This window comes from Solibacillus sp. iso_87, from assembly GCF_056173085.1.
In genome coordinates, this window is sequence record NZ_CM149656.1 from 2,298,246 (window position 1) to 2,321,895 (window position 23,650).

32 protein-coding genes are annotated in these 23,650 nt (G+C 39.1%); 4 read left to right on the forward strand and 28 right to left on the reverse strand.

The annotated features are described in order from the left end of the window. Window positions 1-46: 46 nt before the first annotated feature. From fosM to AC0VXV_RS11665, 5 genes are all read right to left on the reverse strand, one after another. Window positions 47-469 (reverse strand): FosM family fosfomycin resistance protein, encoded by a 423-nt coding sequence (fosM, locus tag AC0VXV_RS11645; RefSeq protein WP_475528326.1) that lies wholly within the window; start codon window positions 467-469, stop codon window positions 47-49. Between the two features lie 485 nt (window positions 470-954). Further along, on the reverse strand, window positions 955-1,881 hold the full coding sequence (locus AC0VXV_RS11650) for an aldehyde dehydrogenase family protein (RefSeq protein ID WP_475528327.1): 927 nt from the start codon (window positions 1,879-1,881) through the stop codon (window positions 955-957). Continuing rightward, window positions 1,836-2,342, reverse strand: coding sequence for a hypothetical protein (locus tag AC0VXV_RS11655; RefSeq protein WP_475528329.1), 507 nt, complete (start codon window positions 2,340-2,342; stop codon window positions 1,836-1,838). The genes AC0VXV_RS11650 and AC0VXV_RS11655 overlap by 46 nt, the downstream gene beginning before the upstream one ends. Further along, entirely contained in the window at window positions 2,312-3,577 is a 1,266-nt protein-coding gene (locus tag AC0VXV_RS11660; protein ID WP_475528330.1) for a hypothetical protein, read from the reverse strand. Before AC0VXV_RS11660 ends, AC0VXV_RS11655 begins: the two co-directional genes overlap by 31 nt. Before the next feature lie 223 nt (window positions 3,578-3,800). Then, complete coding sequence (locus tag AC0VXV_RS11665) at window positions 3,801-4,787, reverse strand: YhdH/YhfP family quinone oxidoreductase (RefSeq protein ID WP_475528332.1); 987 nt, start codon at window positions 4,785-4,787, stop codon at window positions 3,801-3,803. A gap of 102 nt (window positions 4,788-4,889) precedes the next feature. Here AC0VXV_RS11665 and AC0VXV_RS11670 point away from each other — a divergent pair, with 102 nt between their 5' ends. Then, on the forward strand, window positions 4,890-5,309 hold the full coding sequence (locus AC0VXV_RS11670; RefSeq protein ID WP_475528334.1) for a MarR family winged helix-turn-helix transcriptional regulator: 420 nt from the start codon (window positions 4,890-4,892) through the stop codon (window positions 5,307-5,309). A gap of 114 nt (window positions 5,310-5,423) precedes the next feature. Here AC0VXV_RS11670 and AC0VXV_RS11675 read toward each other — a convergent pair whose 3' ends face one another. The 12 genes from AC0VXV_RS11675 to AC0VXV_RS11730 form a co-directional block, all read right to left on the reverse strand. Beyond that, the gene (locus tag AC0VXV_RS11675) at window positions 5,424-6,245 is read right to left on the reverse strand and encodes a MetQ/NlpA family ABC transporter substrate-binding protein (protein WP_475528335.1); all 822 of its coding nucleotides are present in this window, start codon (window positions 6,243-6,245) and stop codon (window positions 5,424-5,426) included. Window positions 6,246-6,255: 10 nt separating this feature from the next. Next, a complete protein-coding gene (locus AC0VXV_RS11680) occupies window positions 6,256-6,918 on the reverse strand; it encodes a methionine ABC transporter permease (RefSeq protein ID WP_475528336.1) in 663 nt (220 codons plus the stop codon). Next, the gene (locus AC0VXV_RS11685) at window positions 6,911-7,657 is read right to left on the reverse strand and encodes a methionine ABC transporter ATP-binding protein (protein WP_475528337.1); all 747 of its coding nucleotides are present in this window, start codon (window positions 7,655-7,657) and stop codon (window positions 6,911-6,913) included. Before AC0VXV_RS11685 ends, AC0VXV_RS11680 begins: the two co-directional genes overlap by 8 nt. A gap of 240 nt (window positions 7,658-7,897) precedes the next feature. Beyond that, a complete protein-coding gene (locus tag AC0VXV_RS11690; RefSeq protein ID WP_475528338.1) occupies window positions 7,898-8,422 on the reverse strand; it encodes a GNAT family N-acetyltransferase in 525 nt (174 codons plus the stop codon). A gap of 5 nt (window positions 8,423-8,427) precedes the next feature. Further along, a complete protein-coding gene (locus AC0VXV_RS11695; RefSeq protein WP_475528339.1) occupies window positions 8,428-8,823 on the reverse strand; it encodes an HIT family protein in 396 nt (131 codons plus the stop codon). Window positions 8,824-8,832: 9 nt separating this feature from the next. Beyond that, on the reverse strand, window positions 8,833-9,363 hold the full coding sequence (locus AC0VXV_RS11700; RefSeq protein WP_475528340.1) for a GrpB family protein: 531 nt from the start codon (window positions 9,361-9,363) through the stop codon (window positions 8,833-8,835). Between the two features lie 16 nt (window positions 9,364-9,379). After that, the gene (locus tag AC0VXV_RS11705) at window positions 9,380-9,661 is read right to left on the reverse strand and encodes a hypothetical protein (protein WP_475528341.1); all 282 of its coding nucleotides are present in this window, start codon (window positions 9,659-9,661) and stop codon (window positions 9,380-9,382) included. Next, window positions 9,662-9,910 (reverse strand): hypothetical protein, encoded by a 249-nt coding sequence (locus AC0VXV_RS11710; RefSeq protein ID WP_475528342.1) that lies wholly within the window; start codon window positions 9,908-9,910, stop codon window positions 9,662-9,664. Between the two features lie 31 nt (window positions 9,911-9,941). Further along, complete coding sequence (locus AC0VXV_RS11715; protein WP_475528344.1) at window positions 9,942-10,907, reverse strand: M23 family metallopeptidase; 966 nt, start codon at window positions 10,905-10,907, stop codon at window positions 9,942-9,944. 140 nt (window positions 10,908-11,047) lie between these two features. Beyond that, on the reverse strand, window positions 11,048-11,923 hold the full coding sequence (locus AC0VXV_RS11720) for a dehydrogenase (protein ID WP_475528345.1): 876 nt from the start codon (window positions 11,921-11,923) through the stop codon (window positions 11,048-11,050). After that, a complete protein-coding gene (locus tag AC0VXV_RS11725) occupies window positions 11,913-12,407 on the reverse strand; it encodes an RNA polymerase sigma factor (RefSeq protein WP_475528346.1) in 495 nt (164 codons plus the stop codon). Before AC0VXV_RS11725 ends, AC0VXV_RS11720 begins: the two co-directional genes overlap by 11 nt. Window positions 12,408-12,760: 353 nt before the next feature. Continuing rightward, window positions 12,761-13,261 (reverse strand): DUF1648 domain-containing protein, encoded by a 501-nt coding sequence (locus tag AC0VXV_RS11730; RefSeq protein ID WP_475528348.1) that lies wholly within the window; start codon window positions 13,259-13,261, stop codon window positions 12,761-12,763. A 106-nt stretch (window positions 13,262-13,367) separates the two neighbouring features. Here AC0VXV_RS11730 and AC0VXV_RS11735 point away from each other — a divergent pair, with 106 nt between their 5' ends. Continuing rightward, a complete protein-coding gene (locus AC0VXV_RS11735) occupies window positions 13,368-14,021 on the forward strand; it encodes a DedA family protein (RefSeq protein ID WP_475528349.1) in 654 nt (217 codons plus the stop codon). Between the two features lie 41 nt (window positions 14,022-14,062). Here AC0VXV_RS11735 and AC0VXV_RS11740 read toward each other — a convergent pair whose 3' ends face one another. From AC0VXV_RS11740 to AC0VXV_RS11760, 5 genes are read right to left on the reverse strand one after another with little or no spacing between them, the layout of a single operon-like run. Then, window positions 14,063-14,545: a chemotaxis protein CheW gene (locus tag AC0VXV_RS11740; RefSeq protein ID WP_475528350.1), complete on the reverse strand. Its 483-nt coding sequence runs from the start codon at window positions 14,543-14,545 to the stop codon at window positions 14,063-14,065. Window positions 14,546-14,556: 11 nt separating this feature from the next. After that, window positions 14,557-15,666 carry a M20/M25/M40 family metallo-hydrolase gene (locus AC0VXV_RS11745; protein WP_475528351.1) on the reverse strand — a complete coding sequence of 370 codons (1,110 nt, stop codon included), beginning with the start codon at window positions 15,664-15,666 and terminating at the stop codon, window positions 14,557-14,559. A gap of 47 nt (window positions 15,667-15,713) precedes the next feature. After that, a complete protein-coding gene (locus AC0VXV_RS11750; RefSeq protein WP_475528353.1) occupies window positions 15,714-16,694 on the reverse strand; it encodes a hypothetical protein in 981 nt (326 codons plus the stop codon). 42 nt (window positions 16,695-16,736) lie between these two features. Next, window positions 16,737-17,480 carry an AAA family ATPase gene (locus tag AC0VXV_RS11755; RefSeq protein ID WP_475528354.1) on the reverse strand — a complete coding sequence of 248 codons (744 nt, stop codon included), beginning with the start codon at window positions 17,478-17,480 and terminating at the stop codon, window positions 16,737-16,739. Window positions 17,481-17,510: 30 nt separating this feature from the next. Beyond that, window positions 17,511-18,203 (reverse strand): AIM24 family protein, encoded by a 693-nt coding sequence (locus AC0VXV_RS11760; RefSeq protein ID WP_251687110.1) that lies wholly within the window; start codon window positions 18,201-18,203, stop codon window positions 17,511-17,513. Window positions 18,204-18,349: 146 nt separating this feature from the next. Here AC0VXV_RS11760 and AC0VXV_RS11765 point away from each other — a divergent pair, with 146 nt between their 5' ends. Continuing rightward, the gene (locus AC0VXV_RS11765; protein WP_475528355.1) at window positions 18,350-18,739 is read left to right on the forward strand and encodes a YflT domain-containing protein; all 390 of its coding nucleotides are present in this window, start codon (window positions 18,350-18,352) and stop codon (window positions 18,737-18,739) included. A gap of 219 nt (window positions 18,740-18,958) precedes the next feature. Here AC0VXV_RS11765 and AC0VXV_RS11770 read toward each other — a convergent pair whose 3' ends face one another. The 4 genes from AC0VXV_RS11770 to mce all read right to left on the reverse strand — a co-directional run bounded on the left by AC0VXV_RS11770 (window position 18,959) and on the right by mce (window position 21,848). Further along, window positions 18,959-19,090, reverse strand: coding sequence for a hypothetical protein (locus AC0VXV_RS11770; protein ID WP_475528357.1), 132 nt, complete (start codon window positions 19,088-19,090; stop codon window positions 18,959-18,961). A 46-nt stretch (window positions 19,091-19,136) separates the two neighbouring features. Continuing rightward, the gene (locus AC0VXV_RS11775) at window positions 19,137-19,628 is read right to left on the reverse strand and encodes a tetratricopeptide repeat protein (protein WP_475528359.1); all 492 of its coding nucleotides are present in this window, start codon (window positions 19,626-19,628) and stop codon (window positions 19,137-19,139) included. 235 nt (window positions 19,629-19,863) lie between these two features. After that, complete coding sequence (locus tag AC0VXV_RS11780; RefSeq protein WP_008404193.1) at window positions 19,864-21,432, reverse strand: acyl-CoA carboxylase subunit beta; 1,569 nt, start codon at window positions 21,430-21,432, stop codon at window positions 19,864-19,866. 2 nt (window positions 21,433-21,434) lie between these two features. After that, entirely contained in the window at window positions 21,435-21,848 is a 414-nt protein-coding gene (gene mce, locus AC0VXV_RS11785) for a methylmalonyl-CoA epimerase (RefSeq protein WP_251687099.1), read from the reverse strand. 200 nt (window positions 21,849-22,048) lie between these two features. Here mce and prli42 point away from each other — a divergent pair, with 200 nt between their 5' ends. After that, window positions 22,049-22,144: a stressosome-associated protein Prli42 gene (gene prli42 / locus AC0VXV_RS11790; RefSeq protein WP_008404197.1), complete on the forward strand. Its 96-nt coding sequence runs from the start codon at window positions 22,049-22,051 to the stop codon at window positions 22,142-22,144. A gap of 24 nt (window positions 22,145-22,168) precedes the next feature. On the opposite strand, the gene AC0VXV_RS11795 is transcribed toward prli42, so the two are convergent. Then, window positions 22,169-23,125, reverse strand: coding sequence for an aromatic acid exporter family protein (locus AC0VXV_RS11795; protein ID WP_475528362.1), 957 nt, complete (start codon window positions 23,123-23,125; stop codon window positions 22,169-22,171). A gap of 77 nt (window positions 23,126-23,202) precedes the next feature. Next, complete coding sequence (locus AC0VXV_RS11800) at window positions 23,203-23,643, reverse strand: BrxA/BrxB family bacilliredoxin (protein ID WP_251687094.1); 441 nt, start codon at window positions 23,641-23,643, stop codon at window positions 23,203-23,205. Window positions 23,644-23,650: the final 7 nt, after the last annotated feature.

The window sequence follows — 23,650 nt, forward strand, 5'->3', positions numbered from 1 at the left end:
TTGTACATTATCCAGTCTATAGCTAAGTGATGCGTTTTTATCTAGATCAATTGTAAAATTCCATATAAGTTTTTTCTGCTTTATAATAGTCCAGTCTATCTTTCAAAGTCCCCGAATGAAATTCAAATTTATGACCGTCTAAATCGGTAAAATAAATTGATTTTCTATCCCTTTCATCTCTTGGTCGTCCTGATAAAATATTTACGTTTAAGGCCACAAGTTTTTGATAAATCGTATCTAACGCTGTTTCCTCAACTGAAAATGCGATATGTGTATATGAGAGGAAAATTTCACTACGAGGGATATCTTTTTCTTCATTTAGAGCAAGCCAGATGCCATTTAAATCAAAATATGCAGTCCGCCTTCCTTTAACCAATAATTTTGCATCAAATACATTTTTATAAAATTCTATCGATTCTTCCAAATTAGAAACTGAAAACAGGAAATGGTTGACACTTTTTATTTCCACCGATTTTCCTCCTATTATATAAATTATCTATGATAAAAAAAACGTTGCATACAAATCCCTGAAGAGGTGTTTTATAACAACTCATAAAAGATTGTTTTCCAAAAAAAGTACCAAATCTATAAAATAGTGTCCACTTTCTTCTTGAGGTAAGCGCCATTTAGCTGAACAAAACTCTATTTATCATCGTATTGGAAATTTATTGATTGTGGGAGCATAAAACCTCATCAACAATACAGTTTTTTCTTTTCCTGAATACTTTTCAGCTCCTCTTTATGCAATGTAACGTAATCACTCATATTACCATTCAGCATAAATGGCTTTCCTCCTATTTACAATTGAATACTCTTAGTTGATTTTTTCATGCACCTAATCAAAGAGGGAACGCCAAAACAAAAAATAACACTTCCTTTATAGGGAAAAGTGTTATTTTTGCTTCCGCTAAAATTGTTTCCGCTGCGGGGAAGCTTTCGCAGTTCTTCGGAATATCATGAAAGAACTTTATAAACAGCACGCTGATGCGAGAAGGTTTTAAAACCATGAATTCCATGGAAATTTCCGCTTCCCGAGTTATTGACACCGCCAAATGGTAAATGCAGATGCGTATTGTGCATAAATATTCCGTTGATCGTCACCCCGCCAGAAGACGTCGTACGGAGCACCTGCTGTTGGAAATGTTCATCCTCACTATAAATATATAGCGCTAAAGGCTTTGGATTTTCCTGAATATGAAGAATCGCCTCGGACACATCTTTATACGTTTTCACAAATGTGAGCGGCCCGAAGATTTCCTCATCCGCAATCCACATATCGGGCATAATATTTCCTAATAATGTCGGCTCGATTAAACGATTTTCATCATCGAATATACCTCCGCTTAATACGCTTGCTCCTTTATCCACTGCATCCTCGAATAGCCCCTTAATCCGATAATTGTGTGCATCATTGACAATTTGAGTGCGCTCGTTTGTGCGTAATTTACCATTATCATAGAGCATACCTAACGCCATTTGCTGAAAAGCCCGCACAAAATCTGTTACATCGTCTTCGTGAACAAATAAATAATCGGGTGAAATACAAAATTGGCCAGCCATCATTACCTTGCCGAAAACAATTGTTTGCGTCGCTTTGACCGAATCATACCCCTTATCTACAATAACGGGAGATTTTCCGCCAAGCTCAAGCGTTACGGCTGCCAGATGCTCGGCCGCTTCACGCATGACTATTTTGCCGACACGGGGACTGCCCGTAAAGAAGAAATGATCGAATGGCAGCTTCAGCAATTGCTCGGATACATCGGCTTCCCCCTGAACGAACGCGACCTCCTGCTCATCAAATACCGATATAATTATTTCTTGCAAGCACCTGATTAAGGATCGATAATGATGGAAGTATTTAGCCAATATTTGGCCCATCCCTTTCCTTCTGCTCTATTTTCATCCCAGTTGATATAGTACCAGTCGGCAATGATTTTATCCTCCACTAATTTATCCAGCGCCTTTTCAAACCGCTCCCTTGTTCTGATGGGCAGACGATTATTTAGCCCCTGCCCACACACTTCCAACAGCGTATTCACACGGTTTAATTGCTGGTAGTCCCCTTTATATGCCTGCGTCCTCCATCTCCAGCTTAAATAGCGGCATAATTTTTTCTCTAAGTTAAAACGTGCGGCGTGATAATGCATTGCTTTTAGCGGAAGTAATGCCATCTGCCGCTTCGAGGAGACTAAATATTTCGCGAATACTTTATCGACCGTAAATGTAATGGACTTACCGCAAGTCTCCTCATTCACTTCATATTCCTCGCCGTTTGCATGTTTAAATAAAAAGGTTCTGCCTTGGACTTCTACGTGAATTGGCTTGTTATTTTTGTACATACGGTTTTATCAATTGTTAGCCAAAGACTTTGAATCACCTTTAAGGAATGGATGACCTGATCCCTCTGTTTTGTTTCAAAGCCTCCACGTCGCCCGTCACCACTGAGTTTAGGCCGGAGCCCCCTCATTGTTAAAATATCCCTTAATTCAATTTCAACAATATCGTCGAGATTTTTAGCCAGCTGTAAATAAAGATGACAAAGAATATCCAGCACATCCACATCGAGAATGGACATTTGCCGGACTATATTTGACGCAATTTGTTGCATATTTTCATAAGTAGAATTAAAGTTCCGGTTTTCCTTAATAAACGGAATGATTTGAAGATTTCCGCTCGTATTGCCCTTCTCAAAAATATATTTAGGCCAAATACCTTCATCACCTATCACAAATTTCTGTTTATAAATCGCTTCTCTTACTACATGGTAGGCTACATTATTTAGAACATTTGCATAGTTGGACATGTATTTCGGTTGAAGTGCATCACTGCCTGCCCCACCATTTTCAGGCTGTTCGATGACACTGCCGAGTTGTAAAGAGGCGGAAACATTATTATTTATTTCATTGATCAGTCTTCTTTGCCATTCTTTAAGATAATGATCGACATTATGACTAAACTTTCTAATAAATGATTTATTAGCTGCCAGATTAAAGCGCAGTAATTCAAAAAATTTCACATTTAACTCTTCTAACGTCAATTCTTTGATACCTCTGATTCCGTCCAGCAGAATCATTTCCTCTAAAATAAAGGTTTTTAATTGATTCTGGAGCCAAATATAAAAATTATCCCACGTATCTTCTTTACCTATAAATGTTTCATTCTGTATAATTGCCTTCGTTTCCTCAATAGAATTCTCTAGCAATTGATCGTTATTTAAAATTGCATTACTTCCCTGAGTGCTATGGGCTACAATATAAAAGTTAATGGAAATCGCCATCTTTTCAATTATTCTTTTTCGCAGCTGTAACCGAATCTTGTAATATAACTCCTTATTTCTAACATACTCCTCCTCATCAATAATATAGCTTGGAGTATTCGTATTGCCTTCATCCTGTTCCAGATTGACAATGGAGCCCTCCTCAATATGTCTGTCGAAAAAAAGACTGTAATTCATTTTTTCAATAGGAGCATCATTGACCGAAAGAACATAAAAATTTTTTATTCTATGCTTTTCTTCCTCCATTGTACGTTCCAAATACACCTGCGTAGATTCATTTGTTATATAATTAAACATAGCACCCTCCCACCGTACGAAGAAAAAGTAGTATAAATAAGAATAATTTTATCATAATGCAAGAGTTTTCTTAATATTCATATTTATCATATATGACTTTGTGGATTTTTTGACTTATTCTATTGATTTTAAGGGATTTGTTATTCTAGATTGGTAGATGTCTAGAATATAAAAAAGTGCTTCTCTTTCATTGAAGAAAAGCACTCGTTTTATGGTATTCTATTTAAATTTTAATAATTGTTCTTCCCAAATGCTGACCATTTTTAATTGCTTCAATCGTTTGAGGGATTTCTTCTAGTGAAATTTCGCTTATTAATGTGGTTTGAGCAATATTCCATTCATTCGCTATTTTATCCCAAGTATAACCTCGATCTTTAATTGGCACATTTACTGAATCAATTCCTAAAAGGTTAATTCCTCTAAGTATGAACGGCAGCACTGTCGATGTTAGTTTGATTCCGCCTGCATTTCCACACATACTCATACTTCCTCCATAGGAAATTTGCGGGATTATTACAGAAGCAATTTCTCCACCTACAGTATCTAGTACATAATCAAATTTTTGCTTATTCAAAGGTTTATTGAGTTCTCCTAATTCATTTGCAAAAATGACATCAGTAGCTCCTAAAGATTTTGCTACGTCGATCTGATTTTCTTTCCGAACTAAAGCAGAAATATTTTTGTAACCAATTTTTGATAAAATTTGCACAGCTATACTACCTACTCCGCCAGTTGAACCAGTGACCAGAATCCTCGGATCTTTGTTTAAATCCATACCTTTCTCCTCTAATGCCCTGATAGAAAGAGCAGCCGTAAATCCGGCTGTTCCAAAAACCATCGCATCTTTTAAAGATAAATTGTCCGGTAAAGGAACAATCCAATCTGCCGGAACTCTGGCATATTCCGAAAAACCTCCTGTGTGGCTCATACCCATAGCAAAACCTGTCACAATTACTTTCTGTCCTTCTGTATAGCGATTATCTGTAGAATGAACAATAGTTCCGCTTAAATCTATTCCAGGGATAAGCGGATAATTCCTGATAACGCCTCCATTTTTTTGAACAGCCAACATATCTTTATAGTTTATTGAAGAATAGGAAACCTTAATTAAAACTTCGCCATCCGAAAGACTGTCGCGATTAACATCCTCCAAACCGTAAATTACCTGATCTTGTTCTTCTTTTACAATAATTGCCTTGAATTGATCCATAACTATCTGCCCCCTTCTGCAACAAAACATTTCGATACCAAAAATGTTTTATTACAAAAACTAACATGATATGATAGGGAATGTCAATATGGAGGAGATAAAATGGAATTAAAAGATTGCATAAATTTTTTGCTGAGTGCCAGTCAGAATAAGGTTTTTAAATATTTCAGCAAGCTTTTGGAGGATTACGGAGTAACGCCCGCCCAATATGGTGTGCTGAATTGTTTGTGGAGAGAAGGACAATTATCGCCTAAACAAATTGGTGAAATGGTATATTTAGAAGCCTCTACTATCTCGGGAATATTAGATAAAATGCAAAAAGCTGAACTAATAGAACGATCAATTGATCCAAACAACCGTAGAAATGTTTTAGTAATGGCGACTCCTAAATCCGAGGAAATTAGAGATGAAGTGGAAGCTGCAACAATTAAGTTGAATAATCAGGTTCTTGTAAACTTGACAGATAGCGATACACAAGTGCTGAAAAAAGCATTGGAAATAATAGTTAAGTCTGATTTTTAATTATAGATACAATTTTGATGGGGAATCGTTTAAGTGTGCACCACAGATTAATCCATCCAAAAAAACACCGAAACGCAAAATCTAGCCGCGTCTCGGTGTTTTCAGGTTATTCATCTATTCGAACGCAGGAGTAGCCGTTTCATCGTAGTTTTCTGTCAGGAAATTACGTACTTCTTCACTCGTCATCGCTTCTGCAAGCTTTTTGATTGCTTCATCGTCTTTGTTGTCTTCACGTGCCACTAATGTAATGGCAAAGTCGTTTTCCACACCTTCAGTTAACAGCGCATCACTTTTCGGTGTTAGACCAAGTGGTGCCGCATAGGCAGGTGTCATAACAACCGCATCCGCATCATCGTACATACGCGCAAGCATTAACAGATCGACTTCTTTAAACTGAAGATTTTTCGGGTTTTCCTCTACGCTTGCTAATGTGTAATACACATCCGTTTTTTCCTTCAATGTAATGACACCGTGCTGGGCAAGCAGCATTAACGAACGGTCAACATTTGAAATATCATTGGCAATCGCAACAGTCGCTCCTTCTGGCAACTCTTCGATTGAATCATAATTTTTAGCATACACACCGTAATTCGCAAAGTAAATCGGCTGGATCGGTACTAAATTTGCGTCATTGTTACGATTGAATTCCTCCATATACGGTACGTGCTGGAAGAAGTTTGCATCAACTTCCTTTGCAGCTAGTGCACTGTTTGGCTGTACATTATCACCTAATACAACAATTTCCAGATCAATGCCCTGTTCTTCTAATTTAGGCTCGACTAGCTCCAAAATATCTGTCATCGGTGAAATTAATGATGCAACTTTTAAAGTTGTCTCTTCCTTTTTCACTTCTTTATTCGTTTCTTTTTCTTCATTCTGTCCGCAACCTACTAAAGCAAGTACTGCTGCTACACTTAACATCCATCTTTTTTTCACAATTATTCTCCTATCTTTTGTCCAACCATCTTGCTGCAGTCGTCCCAATCATTTGAATAAGCTGCACCAAAACAATCATAATTAAAATCATGTAAAACATTAGATCTGTCTTGAATTGCTGATAACCATAACGAATCGCAAAGTCACCGATTCCGCCACCGCCAACTACACCCATTATTGTGGAATAAGAGATGAAGCTGACAATCGAAGTCGTCAAGCCGAGCACTAGGCCTGACCGTGCTTCCACAAAAAGAAAACTGAAAATAATCCGCCGCACTGAAGCACCCATTGAAACTGCAGCCTCAATTACACCTTTCGGCACATCAAGCAGCGACTGTTCGACAAGCCTTGCATAATGGGCAATGGCAATAATCGATAACGGAACTGTTGCCGCAACCGTGCCGATTGCCGTACCGACAATGAGCCTTGTAAAGGGAATCAAGAATACGACTAGCAGCAGAAATGGAAACGAGCGAATCGTATTCACCGCTAAGTTTAGTATGTTGTAAACGACACGGTTTTCAAGCAACTTTTCTTTCCCGCAAAGAAATAAATATGTACCGATTGGTAATCCGATTAATACAGCAGCTACAATTGACACACCGACCATGAAAAATGTTTCGCTGATCGCCTGCCAAATTTCGGCTTCATATTGACGTAATACATTAGGCATGTCCGATTCCACCTTTCACGAGCTGATCGACGAAGCTTTGAGGATGATGGCTCGTTTCAAGTATGCCACTAGGTGTTAAATCAACTGTTTCGTATATTTGCCCTGCATCCAGCACCGTAGACCGATGACAAATACTTTTAACAACATCAAGCTCATGGCTGACAAGCACAATCGTCACACCGAGCTCAACATTGACCTTCTGTAAGACGCGCAATATTTCCGCAGAAGTGTTTGCATCGAGCGCAGAGGTTGGCTCATCACAGAGCAGGACCGCTGTTTCGTTCGCAAGGGCTCTTGCAATCGCCACCCGCTGCTTTTGACCGCCGCTCAGCTGGGCCGGATATTGACCTGCAAACTGTTCCAGCCCGACAAACTTCAGGCATTCGATTACACGCGCTTTCCGCAGCTTTTTCGGATAGTTTGCCAGGACAAGTGCAATTTCTACATTATCATGGACGGTTTTATTTGCGACGAGGTGAAAATGTTGGAAAATCATTCCGATTGATTTTCTCGCTTCACGAAGTTCTGCATTTTTTAAAGCTGTTAGTTGCTGACCATTGATGACAACAGCTCCACTGTCCGGAACTTCCAGCAAGTTCATCAGACGCAGCAACGTTGATTTTCCTGCACCGCTCGCCCCAATCAAACCGTGAATTTCCCCTTTAGCAATCGTTAACGTCACATCCTGCACAGCGACGAAAGAACCGAATTTTTTTGTGACTTGCTGTAATTGTATCACCTGTTTAAACACCTCCACTGCATACCCAATCGATTTCTAATTATAGTAGATATTGCATCAGCTACCAAGAGAAATGTTTATTGCAAAAATTACCAGGCTTTAAAATGTTTGCAAGGATAGAAGGAGTAAACTTAAGTATCCATTTTTCCCATAAAAAAGGCTGCCGGAAATTAGAATTACTTCTAACATCCGGACAGCTGGTCTTGACGTTGTATTTTATGGGGTATGTATATAAATAACTTAGTAAGGGACTTCATCGAATTTAATCGGCGTTGTTTTATTTTCTTTCCAGTCATCATAAATGGATGCATACAAGACAGTATCTGAGATAGAACCGTCTTCATTTTCCCATGCATTTCGTAAATAGCCTTCTTTTACGAAGCCTGCCTTTGTAAAGCATTTTCTCATCGCTAAATTATCTGCTCTAGTATATCCTTCAATTCGAGTCTTACTTTTTTCACCATACAAATAATCTTTTAGCCAACTTAACGATTTTTGACCGATGCCTTTTCCTCTTGCTTCTTTCGTTACACGGAGATCAAATAAAGGGATTGTATCTTCAATATCATCGATAATTAAAATTCCTACTTTTTGTTCGTTATCAGTAATCCAAAATGTTTCTCTTCCTTCAGAGTAATAGCCATTCTCGATCGCTCTTTTAATCGCTTCCGGCTCTAGCTGAACTTTCACATGAAATGGCCATTCATTGGAACATAATAGATTAATCAATTCTTCATTTTCTAAGTTAAATTTTCTTATTTCCAAGACAGTCACTCCATTTCATTTTGAAGCTGCTTAACAAGTTCTTGAATCAATATAGGACGGCAATTGACCTCCTGTTGTGTCCAAAAGTCATCCCCTTTATAACGAGGTACGATATGGATATGAAAATGAGTCCCTTCATCCATAATCGACCCGTTATTTTGAATAACGCTTATCCCGTCTACTGAAAAATGCGTATCAAAAACATTAACAATCCGTTTCTGCAGCTCAAATAGCTCTATAAATTTTGAATCAGGAAGTTCACGGACATCCATAAAATGCTGTTTCGATATAATCAATAAGTGTCCAGACTGGATTGGGTCAATGTCTAAAACTACTCTATAATTTTCTGTTTGCAGTAGTATTTGTTTCTCTTCAATTCCTTCACAAAAAATACAGTTCATAATAATCCCTCATTTATCCATTTTCATAGAAATTGACTGGACAAATTGCTCTTTATAATTTGTATACTCATTAATCCCTTCCTTACCTGTCTTAAAGAAAGCATCTTTCAAAGTCTCATATTCCTTTTTCGCCGCTTCATTTGCATTCAAATAATCTCGGAAAAAGCGCATCTGATGCCATTTTTTCTTATTCAATTCTACAAGATGGATGAAATGTGTTTTCATTTCAAATGTAGTATCAGTAAATTTCGCGCAAACAATTTCATCGGGTCTATCCACTTGCAAGCGGTAAAAACCGGCTTCCTTGAGTCCCGTGAAAAAAGCTTTATCGAGCGAGTCAAGATTTTCAACACCAATTACAATATCAATTACCGGCTTTGCGTGAATCCCTTCAATAGATGTGCTGCCGATATGTTCTATTTGATTGGGCTGTAAACTTGTGTGGTTTAGTATTTTTTCTTTAGTCTCAGCAAATTCTCTCTTCCAACCCGCTTCATGCGGAACTAGTATAACTTCATCCTTTTTTAATCCGAGTTTCATAATGAAACATCCTTTATCAAGGTTCTGAAGGTGGTTGTTCCTCAATCAGCTCCTGATCAAATGCCCAACGGTACGTATCATTCTCTCCATCATAATAACTTGAATCACTAAATTCGATGACAAAACCGCATTGCTGGCAAATAGCTGTGTTGTGAACAAAAAGCACTTTAATGCCGGGTTTTTCAACATCTGTATACGTTTCGTGTGGGATAAAAATATCGTGTGCGCATATATGACAACAGATTGGTTTTTTAAAAATATATAAACGACTTTTCTCTGCTAAAAAATAATCTACCACTTACTCACCTACCTGCACATATTCAATCGTACTTGCACCATCCCGTAGTTGTTCTTCAAATTTCATTTCATGTGCACATGCATTACAGGTAAAAGATTGCAGGGTTAATTTCTTTTTCTGGACACCTGGCTCATGATTCGTCAATTTCACATATACTTCACGGTGCCTGAATTTCGTATCTTGGCAAAATAAACAAACAAGCGGCTTGCCAATAACGTTTACTTCATATATGCCTCTTCTTCGTACCATTTCATGACCCCTTTCATTTCTAGGTTCACTTTTACTTAAAAAACTGGCCAATAATTCGAGGGAGCAATAACAGCAGTTCTCCAGCGGTAACAGAGTTTTCAATTTTATCAAAAGAATCGGATTCTGCTTTGCTTGCCGAGCTCGGTTGTACAAAATCCCCCTGAATTGGTTCTGCACCGCCATGAAACTGAATACGCAGTGATTTGGCTTGCAAAAAATCTTGATGATCCATTACTTGAAAATGGATATGTGCTTCTGAGGAATTGCCCGAATTCCCGCATAAGCCGAGCAGTTGACCTGCCTTCACCTTATCCCCTGTTTTCACACAAATCGAATCCTTCTTGAAATGGGCAATCATACTGTATTCATTGTGTTCGTGTGCAATAATGCAATAGTTTCCCGCTAGGTTTTCTTCATCCATTTTTCCCGGTATATTATCTTTAATTCCATCATTCACTTCGACCACCACACCATCAGACGGTGCTACGACTTCAGCTCCAAATGCATAGTAGCTTTCATTTTGCTGTTTCGAGTTTTTATAGGTTTCGTTATAGACCATTTTGACTAAATCGTAAGCATAACGCTGCTGTTCATACGGATAGTGATAATTGATAAATTCGTTCGTGCCGCCCCAAAAAACATACCATTCGTCATTAATTGGCATACTGTATGTATTTTTTGTCCATATTTGATCACTGATCGGATAAGTTTCAAACGGCTTTAAATAGATCGCCTGAATAATATCCTGCCCGTCGAACGCGATGACCACTGTTTTGGAATAAGTATCATCAACCCATATATACCGTTCCAGTCCTTGAAATGTATTGGACACGATACACGTATAACTGCTCACATCTGAATTATAGTCTAAAGAAAGCTCGTGAAATTGTTCAAACGATACAAGGTTCTGAAACGACTTTGCTGTTTTCCTGTAGATTTCCTCAAATTCACCGTTTAAAAAATACCGACCGAACTGCTCTTTAAATTGATTATTCACTCAAATGCCTCCTCTTTTTAGCTTCTTAATTTATACGAATTTTCCGACAAAAGGTTTCAAATAAATTCCTTTTTGATTTTGATATGCAAAAAAAATGGCCGCTTCTTTATGAAGGACCATGCATTTTCGTTATTATATATTTACGCCATGACAATCCAAAAAAGGATCAGCAGGACAATAAATAGGATTTTGTACTTTTCGACTTTCAGCATATTCAAGTTTGTCACTTCTTTTTTTATCAGCCACCACATGCTGAATCCATATCCAAACAATAAAAGTAAAAGCATTGGCTTATAAAACGGTCCGATCATGAAATAGTAATATCCCATAAGCGCCACACCGATCAAGTAAATTGTTATAGCAATTCCTAATCCGCGAATTTTTTTCGGCTGTTCAATTTGGCGTCGACTATAATAGCTGGAAGCCGCCAAGTTCATCAGCAGAACGCCCAGCGCAATAAATATTGCAGGAAAGTGTTGTCGATCATGTGCATATTCCAGGTCAGATAAAACAGTGGACGGATATTGATCATATCCAGGATAATACGCATCATTGCTAACGTCATATAAATAGTTCCATGCCAATTCAAATTTTCTCTGGTCTCCGTTTTTATACAACACGACAATATCATAATGCACGTCGCTCTTTGGAGGAGCCATAACAGCAGGAAGCTCAGAAATATTTTCGAATAAAGTGACCATTTCATCTGTCGTCACATTTTCAACACCAACGAAAAGTGTCGACGTTCTGCCCCTAAACCCCTTTTCTCCGTTATTTTCATAAGAAGTAATTTTGGCAGTTTCGCCTGATGTTGCCTGATTATTATGAATATCCGAAGTGAACAGTAAAAATAGGACGATGAAACAAATTGCCGCCATTACGCCTATTTCACGGAATGTTTTCAATGGATGACGTGTTTTCACAGGTTTTTTATGGATGTTCTGATAGATGGATTTTTTTAATGCTTCATTTTCAGGAAATTCATTTAACTGTTTTAAGCGATTATCAAGCTTCATAAATTTCACCTCCTAAAATTTTCTGCAATGCCTGCATCGCACTTCGCTGTGTATTTGCAATCTTCACCGAGGATAATCCCATAATGTCGCACGTTTCCTGAATCGAGAGCTCCTCGATTTTCCTGTATATGATGACTTCCCGTTGCACTGGTTTTAACTTTTGCAGTGCCTCGTATAATCGTTTTCGGTCTTCTTCCTGAATGAGCCATTCATGCGGTACGTAGTGAAAATCCTGCTGCTCCGGGACATTTGTAAACGGAAGCCACTTAATTAATGCTTTCTTCCGATAATAGTCATAAACAAGATTCCTAGCGACTTGCCTAGTATAAGTCTGGAAATTGGTTACTTTGGTCAAATCCGTTTTATAAATTCGCACAAACGTATCCTGCGTTAAATCTTCGGCGACTTGTGCGTTCGATACCATGTAGCGTATGTACTGATAAGTCTTGCGGAACTCCTGCTCATAAAGCTCATCAAAATCCATGTCCATCACCTCTCTTACTTCTATAGACGAATGAAAATTAAAAATATGTAATTTAATGTGAAAGTTTTTAACTGAAAAAAGCATCTCCTTAATGAGATGCTTTCGGTCTTTGATGAGGAATCTGCTTTTTCAATGAAATTTCTACTTTTCAATTGAAGTATTCTACTTTTTACGTGCCATTTTCTACATTTCGAACGGGTTGTTCTACTTTCACTCCGCCATGTTCTAATTTAAATCGTGGTTCTACTTTCTTCGTAAAAGATTCTACTTTTCGACCGAAGTGTTCCACCTTTGCCTATAAAACTTCTAATTTCCCTCCGCAGTATTCCACTTCCCACCTACAAACTTCTACTTTACTTAATCCTAAAAATCTTAATCATCTTCCAAATCAGCACAGCAAACAGCGCTGCCAAAATTACGAAAAACGGCCAGCCAATCGTTGTTGCTTCTTCTAAAGCAATCACAATAGTGCGGTACACGATGTAAGCGAATAATATATTTATAATGTTACGCATATAATTTAGTGTTTGGCGACTATTTCTGTAAAAGACCTCGGCATTCAATTCATTGATGCGTGCTGGATAGTTGTGCGTTTCAGGGAATTTTTCTAAAATCATTAAAAAGAAATGCATTGCAATGCCGATGCCCGGTAAAATTAACAGCTCCCATTTAGAGCCCCAGCGGTCGACATTGCCGCTGCCGTTAAAGTGGGCAGGTACTTCATTTGGCAGTTCGCGCCAGTTCATGAACAGTACAACAAGCATAATCGCTAATGCTATATAACCGATAATATCCATCAGCCATTCGGATTTCGTTTTTGGGATCTCAATTTTGGGGCGTTTTGTCAAACTCATTTCCATCACCTCTTTTAGTTTTTTTTACTTAGCACTTTTTATAACAATAATTTTCCAGTATCCGCTATACTTGAATTTAATCATCCTCTTGATAGGAGAACTACTTATGCTACTTGACATTATTCAATTTTTACGGGAAATCGACCAAGTCATATTTTATTACATAAAAGAGCTCGGACTGTATATTTATATTCTGTTATTTGCGGTTGTTTTCACAAAAACTGCATTTGTAATTTTAACATTTTTACCCGGGGACAGTACTGTGTTCACAAGCGGTACTTTAGCTGCGATCGATAAGCTAGATTTTCTGACATTACTAATTATCTTTATCGTTGCGACAACACTTGCCGACAGCAGCAACTACCTTATCGGAAAATCGATACGGAAAATTCCACCGAAGCGCAATATTTTTATGCGTTTTTTAAATGAGGAAACTACTGAAAAAGCCCTGAAATTCCTGGAAGACTATGACCGGGTTGCCATTACGTTTTCACGGTTTGTGCCGTTGATGCGGACAATGACACCTTTTATTTGCGGATATTCCGGCTTTTCATATGGGACATTTTTACGCTATAACTTCATGGGGGCCGTACTTTGGACAATTGTTTGGCTTGGCGGTGGTTTTATACTCGGAAATATTCCCTGGGTTGAAGAAAATCTCGTTCTGACACTTACGATTATTTCAATCTTCGTATTTAGCTTCACAGGTTATGCGTACGCAAAACAAATCAAAAAAAAGAAAGCGGTTACTGCCGATTGAAAAAATGGAGCCTATCACGTTCAGATGATAAGCTCCTTTTTTCAGTTTGCCTGATTTTCCTGCTGATTCATTTCATGTAAGTATTCGATAATTTCACGGATGCCGTCTAATGAATGCACGAGAATATTCGGGTCGATACAAGAAATCATGCGGTCTTCCAAATTGGCAACCGCTGTAAAATATTTCGTCTTTTCATAATTGACAAGCCCCATCTGTTTTAAAACGCCTTCTTCAAAGTCGATAATTTCTTTCGCATCGGCAACGACCAATCCGTAATTAATCAGCTCTGTCTTCAACACAATGATTTTAGCCGTTTGTGTATTTGTCGGGCGATTGTATAAAATGGTCTGAAAATCGATTATTGGTGTAAGTTCCCCTCGAATTCGCGTAAAGCCGAGCAAGTAGTTCGGTAAATGAGGAATCGGAGTTACACGCTCCAGCTTTTCAATCGAAACAACCTGCTCAACCGGCACAGCATATTGTTCTGTGCCGCATAAAAATACGACTGCTTTTTCAATGCTCATATTGATACCTCTTATTTCGTTGTTTGAACAACGATTTCTTCCAATAAATCAGCCAGTTTTTCCAGTTCCTCAACCGGCATTCTTTCGTTAGTTGTATGAATTTCCTCATAGCCAACCGATAAGTTTATAGTAGGAATACCGAACCCAGCGATAACGTTTGCATCACTACCACCGCCTGAAATACCGAGCTGTGGTGTACGACCGATTGCTTCAACCGCTGCTTTAGCAACTTTCACAACTTGATCTTCTTCTGTCACACGGAAGCCAGGGTATATTAATTTCACTTCTACTTCAGCACGCGCACCCATTTCTTGTGCAACACGTTCAAATGTTTCTTTCATATGGTCAGTTTGGGCATTCAGTTTTGTTTCATCAATCGAACGGGCTTCCGCAAGAATTGATACTTCATCACATACAATATTTGTTGCTTTACCGCCTTCAAAACGTCCGATATTCGCTGTTGTTTCTTCATCGAGACGACCTAATTTCATTTGGGCAACCGCTTTTGCTGCAACAGTAATTGCGGAAATACCCTTTTCTGGTGCAACGCCTGCATGTGCTGTTTTACCGATGATTTTCGTAAATACTTTTGCCTGGAATGGTGCTGCAACTACAATGCCGCCTACTTTGCCGTCACTATCAACCGCAAAACCGTATTTGGCGATGATTTTTGAAGGATCAAGTTCCTTAGCACCGACTAATCCGCTTTCTTCACCTGCTGTAATGATGAACTGGATGGTACCGTGTGCGCTGTCTTTTTCTTTTATACGACGTGCCATTTCGAATAATGCTGCGATACCTGCTTTATCATCCGCGCCAAGAATCGTTGTGCCGTCAGAATAAATATAGCCGTCCTCACGAATTTCCGGTTTAATGCCTTTGCCCGGCACGACTGTATCCATATGTACTGTAAAATAAATCGGCTCGACCCGCTCATCACCTTTTAATGTTGCGATAATATTGCCTGCACCGTGACCATTGCGTGTATGCGCATCATCCTGAAAAACATCAAAGCCCATTTCTTCTAATTTTTTTACTAAAATTGGCGCAATTACTTCTTCATGTTTTGTTTCAGAATCAATTTGTACTAATTCCAGAAACTCTTCTACTACTCGGTTCATGTTCGATAACCCCTTTAAATAACTAGTTTACGCTTTATTGTACGCCTCTATTTTTGAAAAAACAATGATTGATCATCGGCATTTAAAATGCTTTGTTTTTCTACTTGCAAGGCCTGTTCTTTTTCGATTGTTATGCTCAATTTTTGCTTCAAATCGCGAAGTGTATTCGCCACATCATCCTGTACACGCAAGAGTTGATCAATCGCAGTTGTAATTTTGGAATGAACCGACCAATCGGTGAAAATATTATCGAAAAAGTAATCCGTAAACATAACAAAACCATCTGTATGAACTTCCAATGTATTTTGGCGCATCTCTTTAATATCGAGCAGTTCGTTTTGGAAACGTTGCAGGGCCATCTGTGCTTCATGCAAATAGCTGTTCGTTTCTTCCAGTTTGTCGTGCTTTAACGCCGTTGCGATAAAGCCCCCACCTAAAAATGTATCCCATGTTGAATAGGATTTGGCATCCTGCAATTTGTAGCCCGCATCGGTCAGCTTATTAAATGCCTGTTTGCCTGCATCAATCGCTTCATGGATTTCGGTTTTCAGCTGTTTGCAAAAAAGCACCTGTTCAATGATGCCCGTTAATTCCTTCGCTGCTGCAGGTGCATTCGCCATCAGCCACACTTGTTTTTCGTTTTCTACTTTCTTCAGCTCTTCACGGATAGTTGAAACATTTATCTTGCTCAATTGTTGAACTAGTTCATCCTGATCTTCCTGTAAATCTTTATTCGTTAACTGCGCTTCGACCAGCTTCAGCTCCGTAACTGCAACCTGGTCCATATTTTGCTCGATCAGCTCATCCTTTTTCCCTGACCAGCCACGGAATAGATTCACGAACGAAAACCCCTCAAGCTTATTCAATTGTTGGCGCGCCTTTTGCAGAGCTTGTTCATGCTGCTTAATATCCTGTTGGGCATGCTGGATCTGTTGTTCAAGGCTTTCGATTTTCTTGTTCAGTTTTTCCGATTCCAAAAGTTGAATGTGATACTGTTCTGATTGCTGTTGCAATTGCTGCCATCCCATATTCTTCACTCCTTTTTAAATACATTTTAGTTATCAATATCCTTAATCGAGTTCGTCCTCATCCTCTTCAAACAGATCCTGCAGCATTTTTTCACGGTGCTGTAAAAAATACGAGGTTACCTGATAATGCTCGGTTTCTTCATACTTCACCTGCTCGATGCCATGTTCATCAAATTGATAAATGACCGCATCCGGAAATCCGAGTAAAATTGGCGAATGTGTTGCGATAATGAATTGGACATTGCCCTTCTTCACTAAATCATTCATCAGTGTTAGAAACGCCAGCTGTCTTGTTGGGGATAATGCGGCTTCCGGCTCATCCAGTAAATAGATTGCCTGCCCTGTGAACCGGTGCTGGAACAGCGAGAAAAAAGATTCCCCGTGTGATTGGTGGTGAAGTGATCTCCCTCCATATGCTTTATAGCCGTTCTGATCGATCTCATCCAAATGCGACGCAAACTGATAAAATGTCTCGGCGCGAAGGAAAAAGCCGGTCGTTACTTTTGGCCACCAGGAGAGCTTCACATAATCGCCAAGCGCAGATTCGGATTGATCCACATCATATGCCTTATAGTTTTGCGTGCTGCCCCCTGCCGGATTGAAGCCGATCTGATCTGCAATGGCTTCGAGCAAAGTTGATTTACCCGCACCGTTTTCTCCAACGAAAAACGTAACCCTTGCGTCCACATCCAATTCATCCATATGGCGAATAAACGGAATCGAAAAAGGGTATTCGCTATAATCCGTTATTTCTTCTTTTTTAAGTTTGACTGATTTTAAAAACATCTGTTTTCTCCTTACTTTATACCGCAGCCCTTATGATTCCGACGATAAATACACTTCTTCAAATGGCTGAATGATGACGAATCCTTCACCGGAAAAAGCCATTTGGATCGATTCATTGCTGCCGCGTCCAATAAGTGTTCTGAACGTAATATCTGTTACAAACTCCGGCTTCAAATTACCGGACCACGCAACGGTTGCATTTGGGTCAGTATACACTGTTTCACCTGGCTTAACGATTAATGTTAATGGCTCAAAATGGGTTGTAATCGCCACTTTTCCTTTACCGTCCAGCATGACATTGAATAAACCGCCTGCCATCATACCGGCCATTTTGCGCATAAGTCGAATATCCCAATTAATCGATGGCTCAAATGCAAGCAGGTCATTGCCGTTCACGCACAGGCTTTCGTTCTGCAAATCAAAAATTGTAATCTTTTTACCTTGGTCTGCTAAATATAACCGGCCCTTCCCTTTCGCCTTCATTAGCTGCGTACCTTCTCCGGTCAATGCTTTCTTAAACATTTTCGACACGCCATGCTCCAGCATGCGCTCACGCTCAAATTTAATCGAACCGACATAGGCGATCATCGCACCCATTTTCGACCATACTTCCCCGTTCAGATTCACTTCGAGTACACGATCGGTTTCCAATTCAAAATAATCATTTTCATTCTGGTCTTGCTGCGTCTTGTTGACAAAATCGCGAATGGAATAGTTCCCCATAAGTAAAACCTCCCTTTTTATGTTCTACGTAATAAACACTGTATAAGTTTCGAATTTTCTGCATTTTATAATTGTATTGATGTACGATTGTTACCAATCACTACCATCTCAATAAAAATTCCATTACAATAAAAAAATAGGTGATCATGATGGAGTATAGACGTGAAATCGCTTTAGTGTACAGTGTTGAGGAAGCTATGACAAAGCTGAACATTATTAGAGGGCACGGTTTTTCCGAACATGAAATCCATGTGTTTTCAAAAGATATACACCCTTTACAATCACTGAAAATATATACCGACATTCAAGTACATCTTGCCGGCAACTGGCTCGACCAGCTTATCAGCTTTGTCACACGAAAAAATGTGTATGAATTGAGTTTACGAATTTTGCACTTAACTCCTGAAGAAACCGCCCGTTACGGGCATGGCATAGAACTTGGGGCAATCTTCCTGTTTGCGGAGCACGAACACCCGTATGAAAAGGAACCGAAAAAACAGCAAGCAGCATTTAATCTGTCTAGAGCGGTGGATTAATTTTATAAAAAACTGCCGTCGATAATAATAAATTTAAAAATTAACGCACTAACGACTAAATTGATGATTATAAAATTCAAAATGAGAAGAAATCGCTTAGGAAACGTTAAATTCAAAATCGATGCAATGGTCCAGTGAACAACACTGTAAATTAATAGCGCAATAAACGTTCCAAAAGCAATAGAAGCAATAGTCAGCAACCTGCCCGAATTTGAAATATCACGGCGGTGAATCAGCTGCAGAAAACAGCATTGAACCGATAAATAACACCGATAAGAAATAACAGCTGTAGCCGATCATGCTGACCATCGCAGTATAAATGAAGTAGTTTACAATCTTAAAAAGTTTCATCGTATAATCTACTAACTCCGATATTTTTCCGCATTGGATTAATCACTCACTTCCACACTTCATTTAATTTATCACTATAAAATGTAATGGCCTTTTTATATTTCTGAATTTGTGGATCAGACGAAGTGGCTGCTAAATTTTTCAATAGAAGCTCCATTGAACGCTCATGTTCCTTCAAGTTAAACAATGTCATCGCATAAAATACTTGAATCGCTAAATTGTGCGGAAACTTCTCCACCCCTTTTTCTAACGTATGTTTTGAATTTTCGTATTCCCCTAGTGTTCTGTATGTACTGCCAAGACCTAAATAAGCATTCGCTAAATCTTCATCATTCAAATCACCTTGAATTGCCTTTTCATAGTACGGCACAGCATTCGATTCTTTGCCAAGCACATCGAAACTCCATGCACACTGGTAATTTACATAGGCATCGTACGGATGTTGTTCAACTAATCTCAATAGTAGTTGATTGGATTGTTGTAATTCCCCATCGCTTCTTAAATCAATTGCCCTCTGTAGTTGGTTGATTTCCTTCATACTTTGTCCTCCTATATCGTCTTTCCTTTTATCTAGCATAATAGCTTTTTGTAAATTTCACTATAATAAAATAGGAGGATTTACCATATTATAGGTAAATATATTTTAATAACTTTCTAGTATTTTTCCTGCACTATTTCTTTTAGGGCACTATAAAGCAAAAAAACACCTCAAAAACGATTGTATTGTATACAAATCATTTAAGAGATGTTTCTTAGAGTGCTTTAATTAAAAATTATAGCGGAATATTCCCGTGCTTTTTGTACGGACGGTCTTCCTGCTTTGTTGAAAGCATATCCAATGCCTGGATTAGCTTAATACGTGTTTCACGTGGATCGATAACATCGTCAACCATACCGCGTGATGCCGCTACATAAGGATTAGCGAATTTTTCTTTGTATTCTTCAATTTTCGCTGCACGTGTTGCTTCCGGATCAGCCGATTTCGCAATTTCACCTGCATGAATAATGTTTGCCGCACCAGCAGCACCCATTACCGCGATTTCAGCATTCGGCCAAGCGAATACTAAGTCCGCGCCAATCGCTTTCGAGTTCAATGCTACGTACGCACCGCCGTATGCTTTACGTAAAATAACTGTAATTTTTGGTACAGTTGCTTCTGAATAAGCATAAAGGATTTTCGCACCGTGACGGATAATACCGCCGTGCTCTTGTTTGACACCAGGGAAGAAACCAGATACGTCTTCAAATGTAATAACAGGCACGTTGAATGCGTCACATGTACGTACAAAACGAGCTAATTTATCAGATGAATCGATATCTAATCCGCCCGCCAAGAACTTCGGCTGGTTACATACTAAACCAACTGATTCACCCGCGATACGTGCAAAACCAACAACGATGTTTTTCGCGAATTCTTTTTGCACTTCCATGAATGAACCTTCGTCAACTACTTGTTCCACTACTTTACGAACATCATAAGATTTTGTTTGGTCAATCGGTACAACATCAACAAGCTCTGAACGGAAGTTATCGCCTTCTGGAGCAGCTTGTTTCGGGGCTTTTTCTCTGTTGTTCTGTGGTAAGTAAGAAAGTAATTGCTGAATTTGTGCAATTGCAGCTTCTTCGTTTTCTGCACGGAAGTGGGCATTCCCTGAAGTAGCGTTATGCACTTTAGAACCGCCAAGACCTTCAGCAGAAATTTTCTCACCTGTTACTGTTTCAATTACTTTAGGGCCTGTAATGAACATTTGAGATGTTTTATCAACCATTAATATAAAGTCTGTAATCGCCGGTGAATAAACAGCACCACCCGCACAAGGTCCCATAATTACTGAGATTTGCGGAATTACACCGGAATAAATTGAGTTACGGTAGAAAATGTGTCCATAGCCGTCAAGTGATAATACACCTTCTTGAATACGCGCACCGCCTGAATCGTTAATGCCGATAAACGGCGTACCGTTTTTCGCTGCTAAATCCATTACCGCTGCGATTTTTTTCGCGTGCATTTCACCAAGCGCACCGCCGAATACTGTGAAGTCCTGTGCAAATAAATACACATTACGGCCATTGATTTTACCGAAACCAGTAACTACGCCGTCACCAGGGCCCTCTAGTTTATCCATACCGAAATCAACAGTACGGTGTGTAATGAAAGGATTAATTTCAACGAATGACCCGTCATCCAATAACATATCAATACGTTCACGGGCAGTCATTTTCCCTTTTTCATGCTGCTTTTCGATACGCGCATCCCCGCCACCAAGCTGGATCGCTTCTTTACGGTCATAAAGCTCATTAATTTTATCAAACATATCTGGAGTTACTGTCATTGTTGTCATCGTTATTTATCCCCTTTTCCGCTTTTATCGCATAATTCATAAAGTACACCATATGAGTCTTTCGGGTGTAAAAATGCTACTTCAGCGCCGCCAGCACCTGGTCCCGGCTCTTCAGATAATAGTCGTACACCTTTTTCACGAAGTTCAGCCATGCGCTCACGAATACCTGTAACACCGAATGCAACATGGTGAATGCCTTCTCCGCGCTTTTCCAAAAAGCCATGGATTGCGCTTTTTTCACTCATTGGCTCAAGCAGCTCAATTTTTACGTTGCCTGCATCGATAAAAGCAACTTTTACTTGCTGTGATTCTACTTCTTCCATCTTTAATAATTTCAAGCCTAGCGTTTCTGTGTAATATGTAATACGTTCTTCGATATTACGTACGGCAATGCCGATATGATCCACTTTTTCCACGGTACTGACTCCCTTTTGAATAAAATTATTAATACCGCCCCATCTGAATGGTGTCCAGACATTTGTTCGAGGCTTTTTTTATTGGGTGTTTGCACTCCCGATAAAAAAATTAAAATTCCGAAAATGTAAAATCTAATGTACTTGAGAATTCCTTCAAATTTGATAAACTAGTACTAGTTCATATTGAAGGAGCGAAAAGAATGAGCAACAAAAAGTTTCAAAAAATAGTCGTTTATTCAATGGTTGTTATCATGTTAATCTCAACTGTTGCAATGGGTGTCGCAGCAATTATGTAATGGATGTTTATGCATCCATTTTTTTTATTTCATCCCCTTGAACGATTGCTTGATGACCAGGTATTCATCCATTTCCTCGATGAACTGGTACAACGCGGCCATTGCGAGGAAAGTTTCGTGATCTTTTGGCAACGGCATTTTGGCGAACTCTTCTTTTACTTTGTCGAGTTTTTCCAAAAAGCGGCTTGCCGTATTTCCTGAATGGACGTGCTCGCTCAAGTCTTCCATGAAGGCTGCAATTAAAGTAGCCTGCTCTGTCATTACCGGCAGTGTCGTAATTTTCGGCAACACGCGCTCTATAATTTCCAACTGTCTTTCACGCATATCAAAATACAGATAAAATGTATTTTCTTTACGAGTCACATGGTTTTCAACATCTTGGAATGCCAGCGCTTTTCCTGCCTCGACCACTTTAGCCGCCTCAATCAGTTCATGACCGTCCCATAATGTGTCGCCATCTCTCAAATACCCTGCGATTTCCGCAAGAATTTTCTTCAATAACGATTCCATTTTTTCGCGGTGGTAATACAGACCTTGCTGAATATCCGGCATGTACATATTTACGACTAACCCAACCCCGTAACCGATTGCCATTAAGCAAAATTCATTAATGAGCAGATCGACCGTAAAATTGGCGGTCAAATAAATATGCATCATGATTACCGAACTTGAAATAAATCCTTCCACAACTTTTAGTGAAACGATCGTCGGAATGAAAAGAATCATCACGATTCCCAAAACAACCGGCGAATAACCGAATATTTCGAAAAATATAAATGCATAAGCGATCCCGATAAATGTTGAAACAATCCGGGTATACACTGCATGGAGAGATTTACGTTTTGTTGGTTGAATGCTTAAAATCGTCAGAATACCAGCTGCCGTGAAAAACTGCAAATCAAAATATTGGGCAATTGCTATCGCAACAGCAGCACCAATGGCTGTTTTTAATGTACGATAGCCGATTGAAAATTTCTTCATATCGGTTGAACTCCCCCATTATAGGTGTGCAGCGGGTACTTTCAAAACGTACCCGTTACACAATAACTCTAGTAGTATTAGATTTCTTCGCAGTTTTCCTCGAAGTGTCCTTGAAGGTTTGTTACAACACTCATTGGGTCATGTCCTTCGATTTCAAAGCGGCCAACTTCTCCTACAACTTGTCCATCTTTCAATAAGATGAATGATGGTGATGATGGGATATGATCTTCACCGAAATAATAACGTGCAGCTGCTGTTGCCTCTTTATCTTGACCAGCAAATACTGTTACTAAATGGTCAGGACGTTTATCATAATGTACAGCATGTGTTGCTGCAGGACGTGCAATACCGCCAGCACAACCACATACAGAATTCACCATAACAAGAGTTGTTCCTTTACGAGCAAACGCTGCTTCCACATCTTCCGGAGTGCGCAGTTGTTCATAACCTGCTGCTTCCATCTCTGCACGTGCAGTCGTTGTAATTTGTTGCATAAATAAATCATAATCCATGTTCATAAGCTTT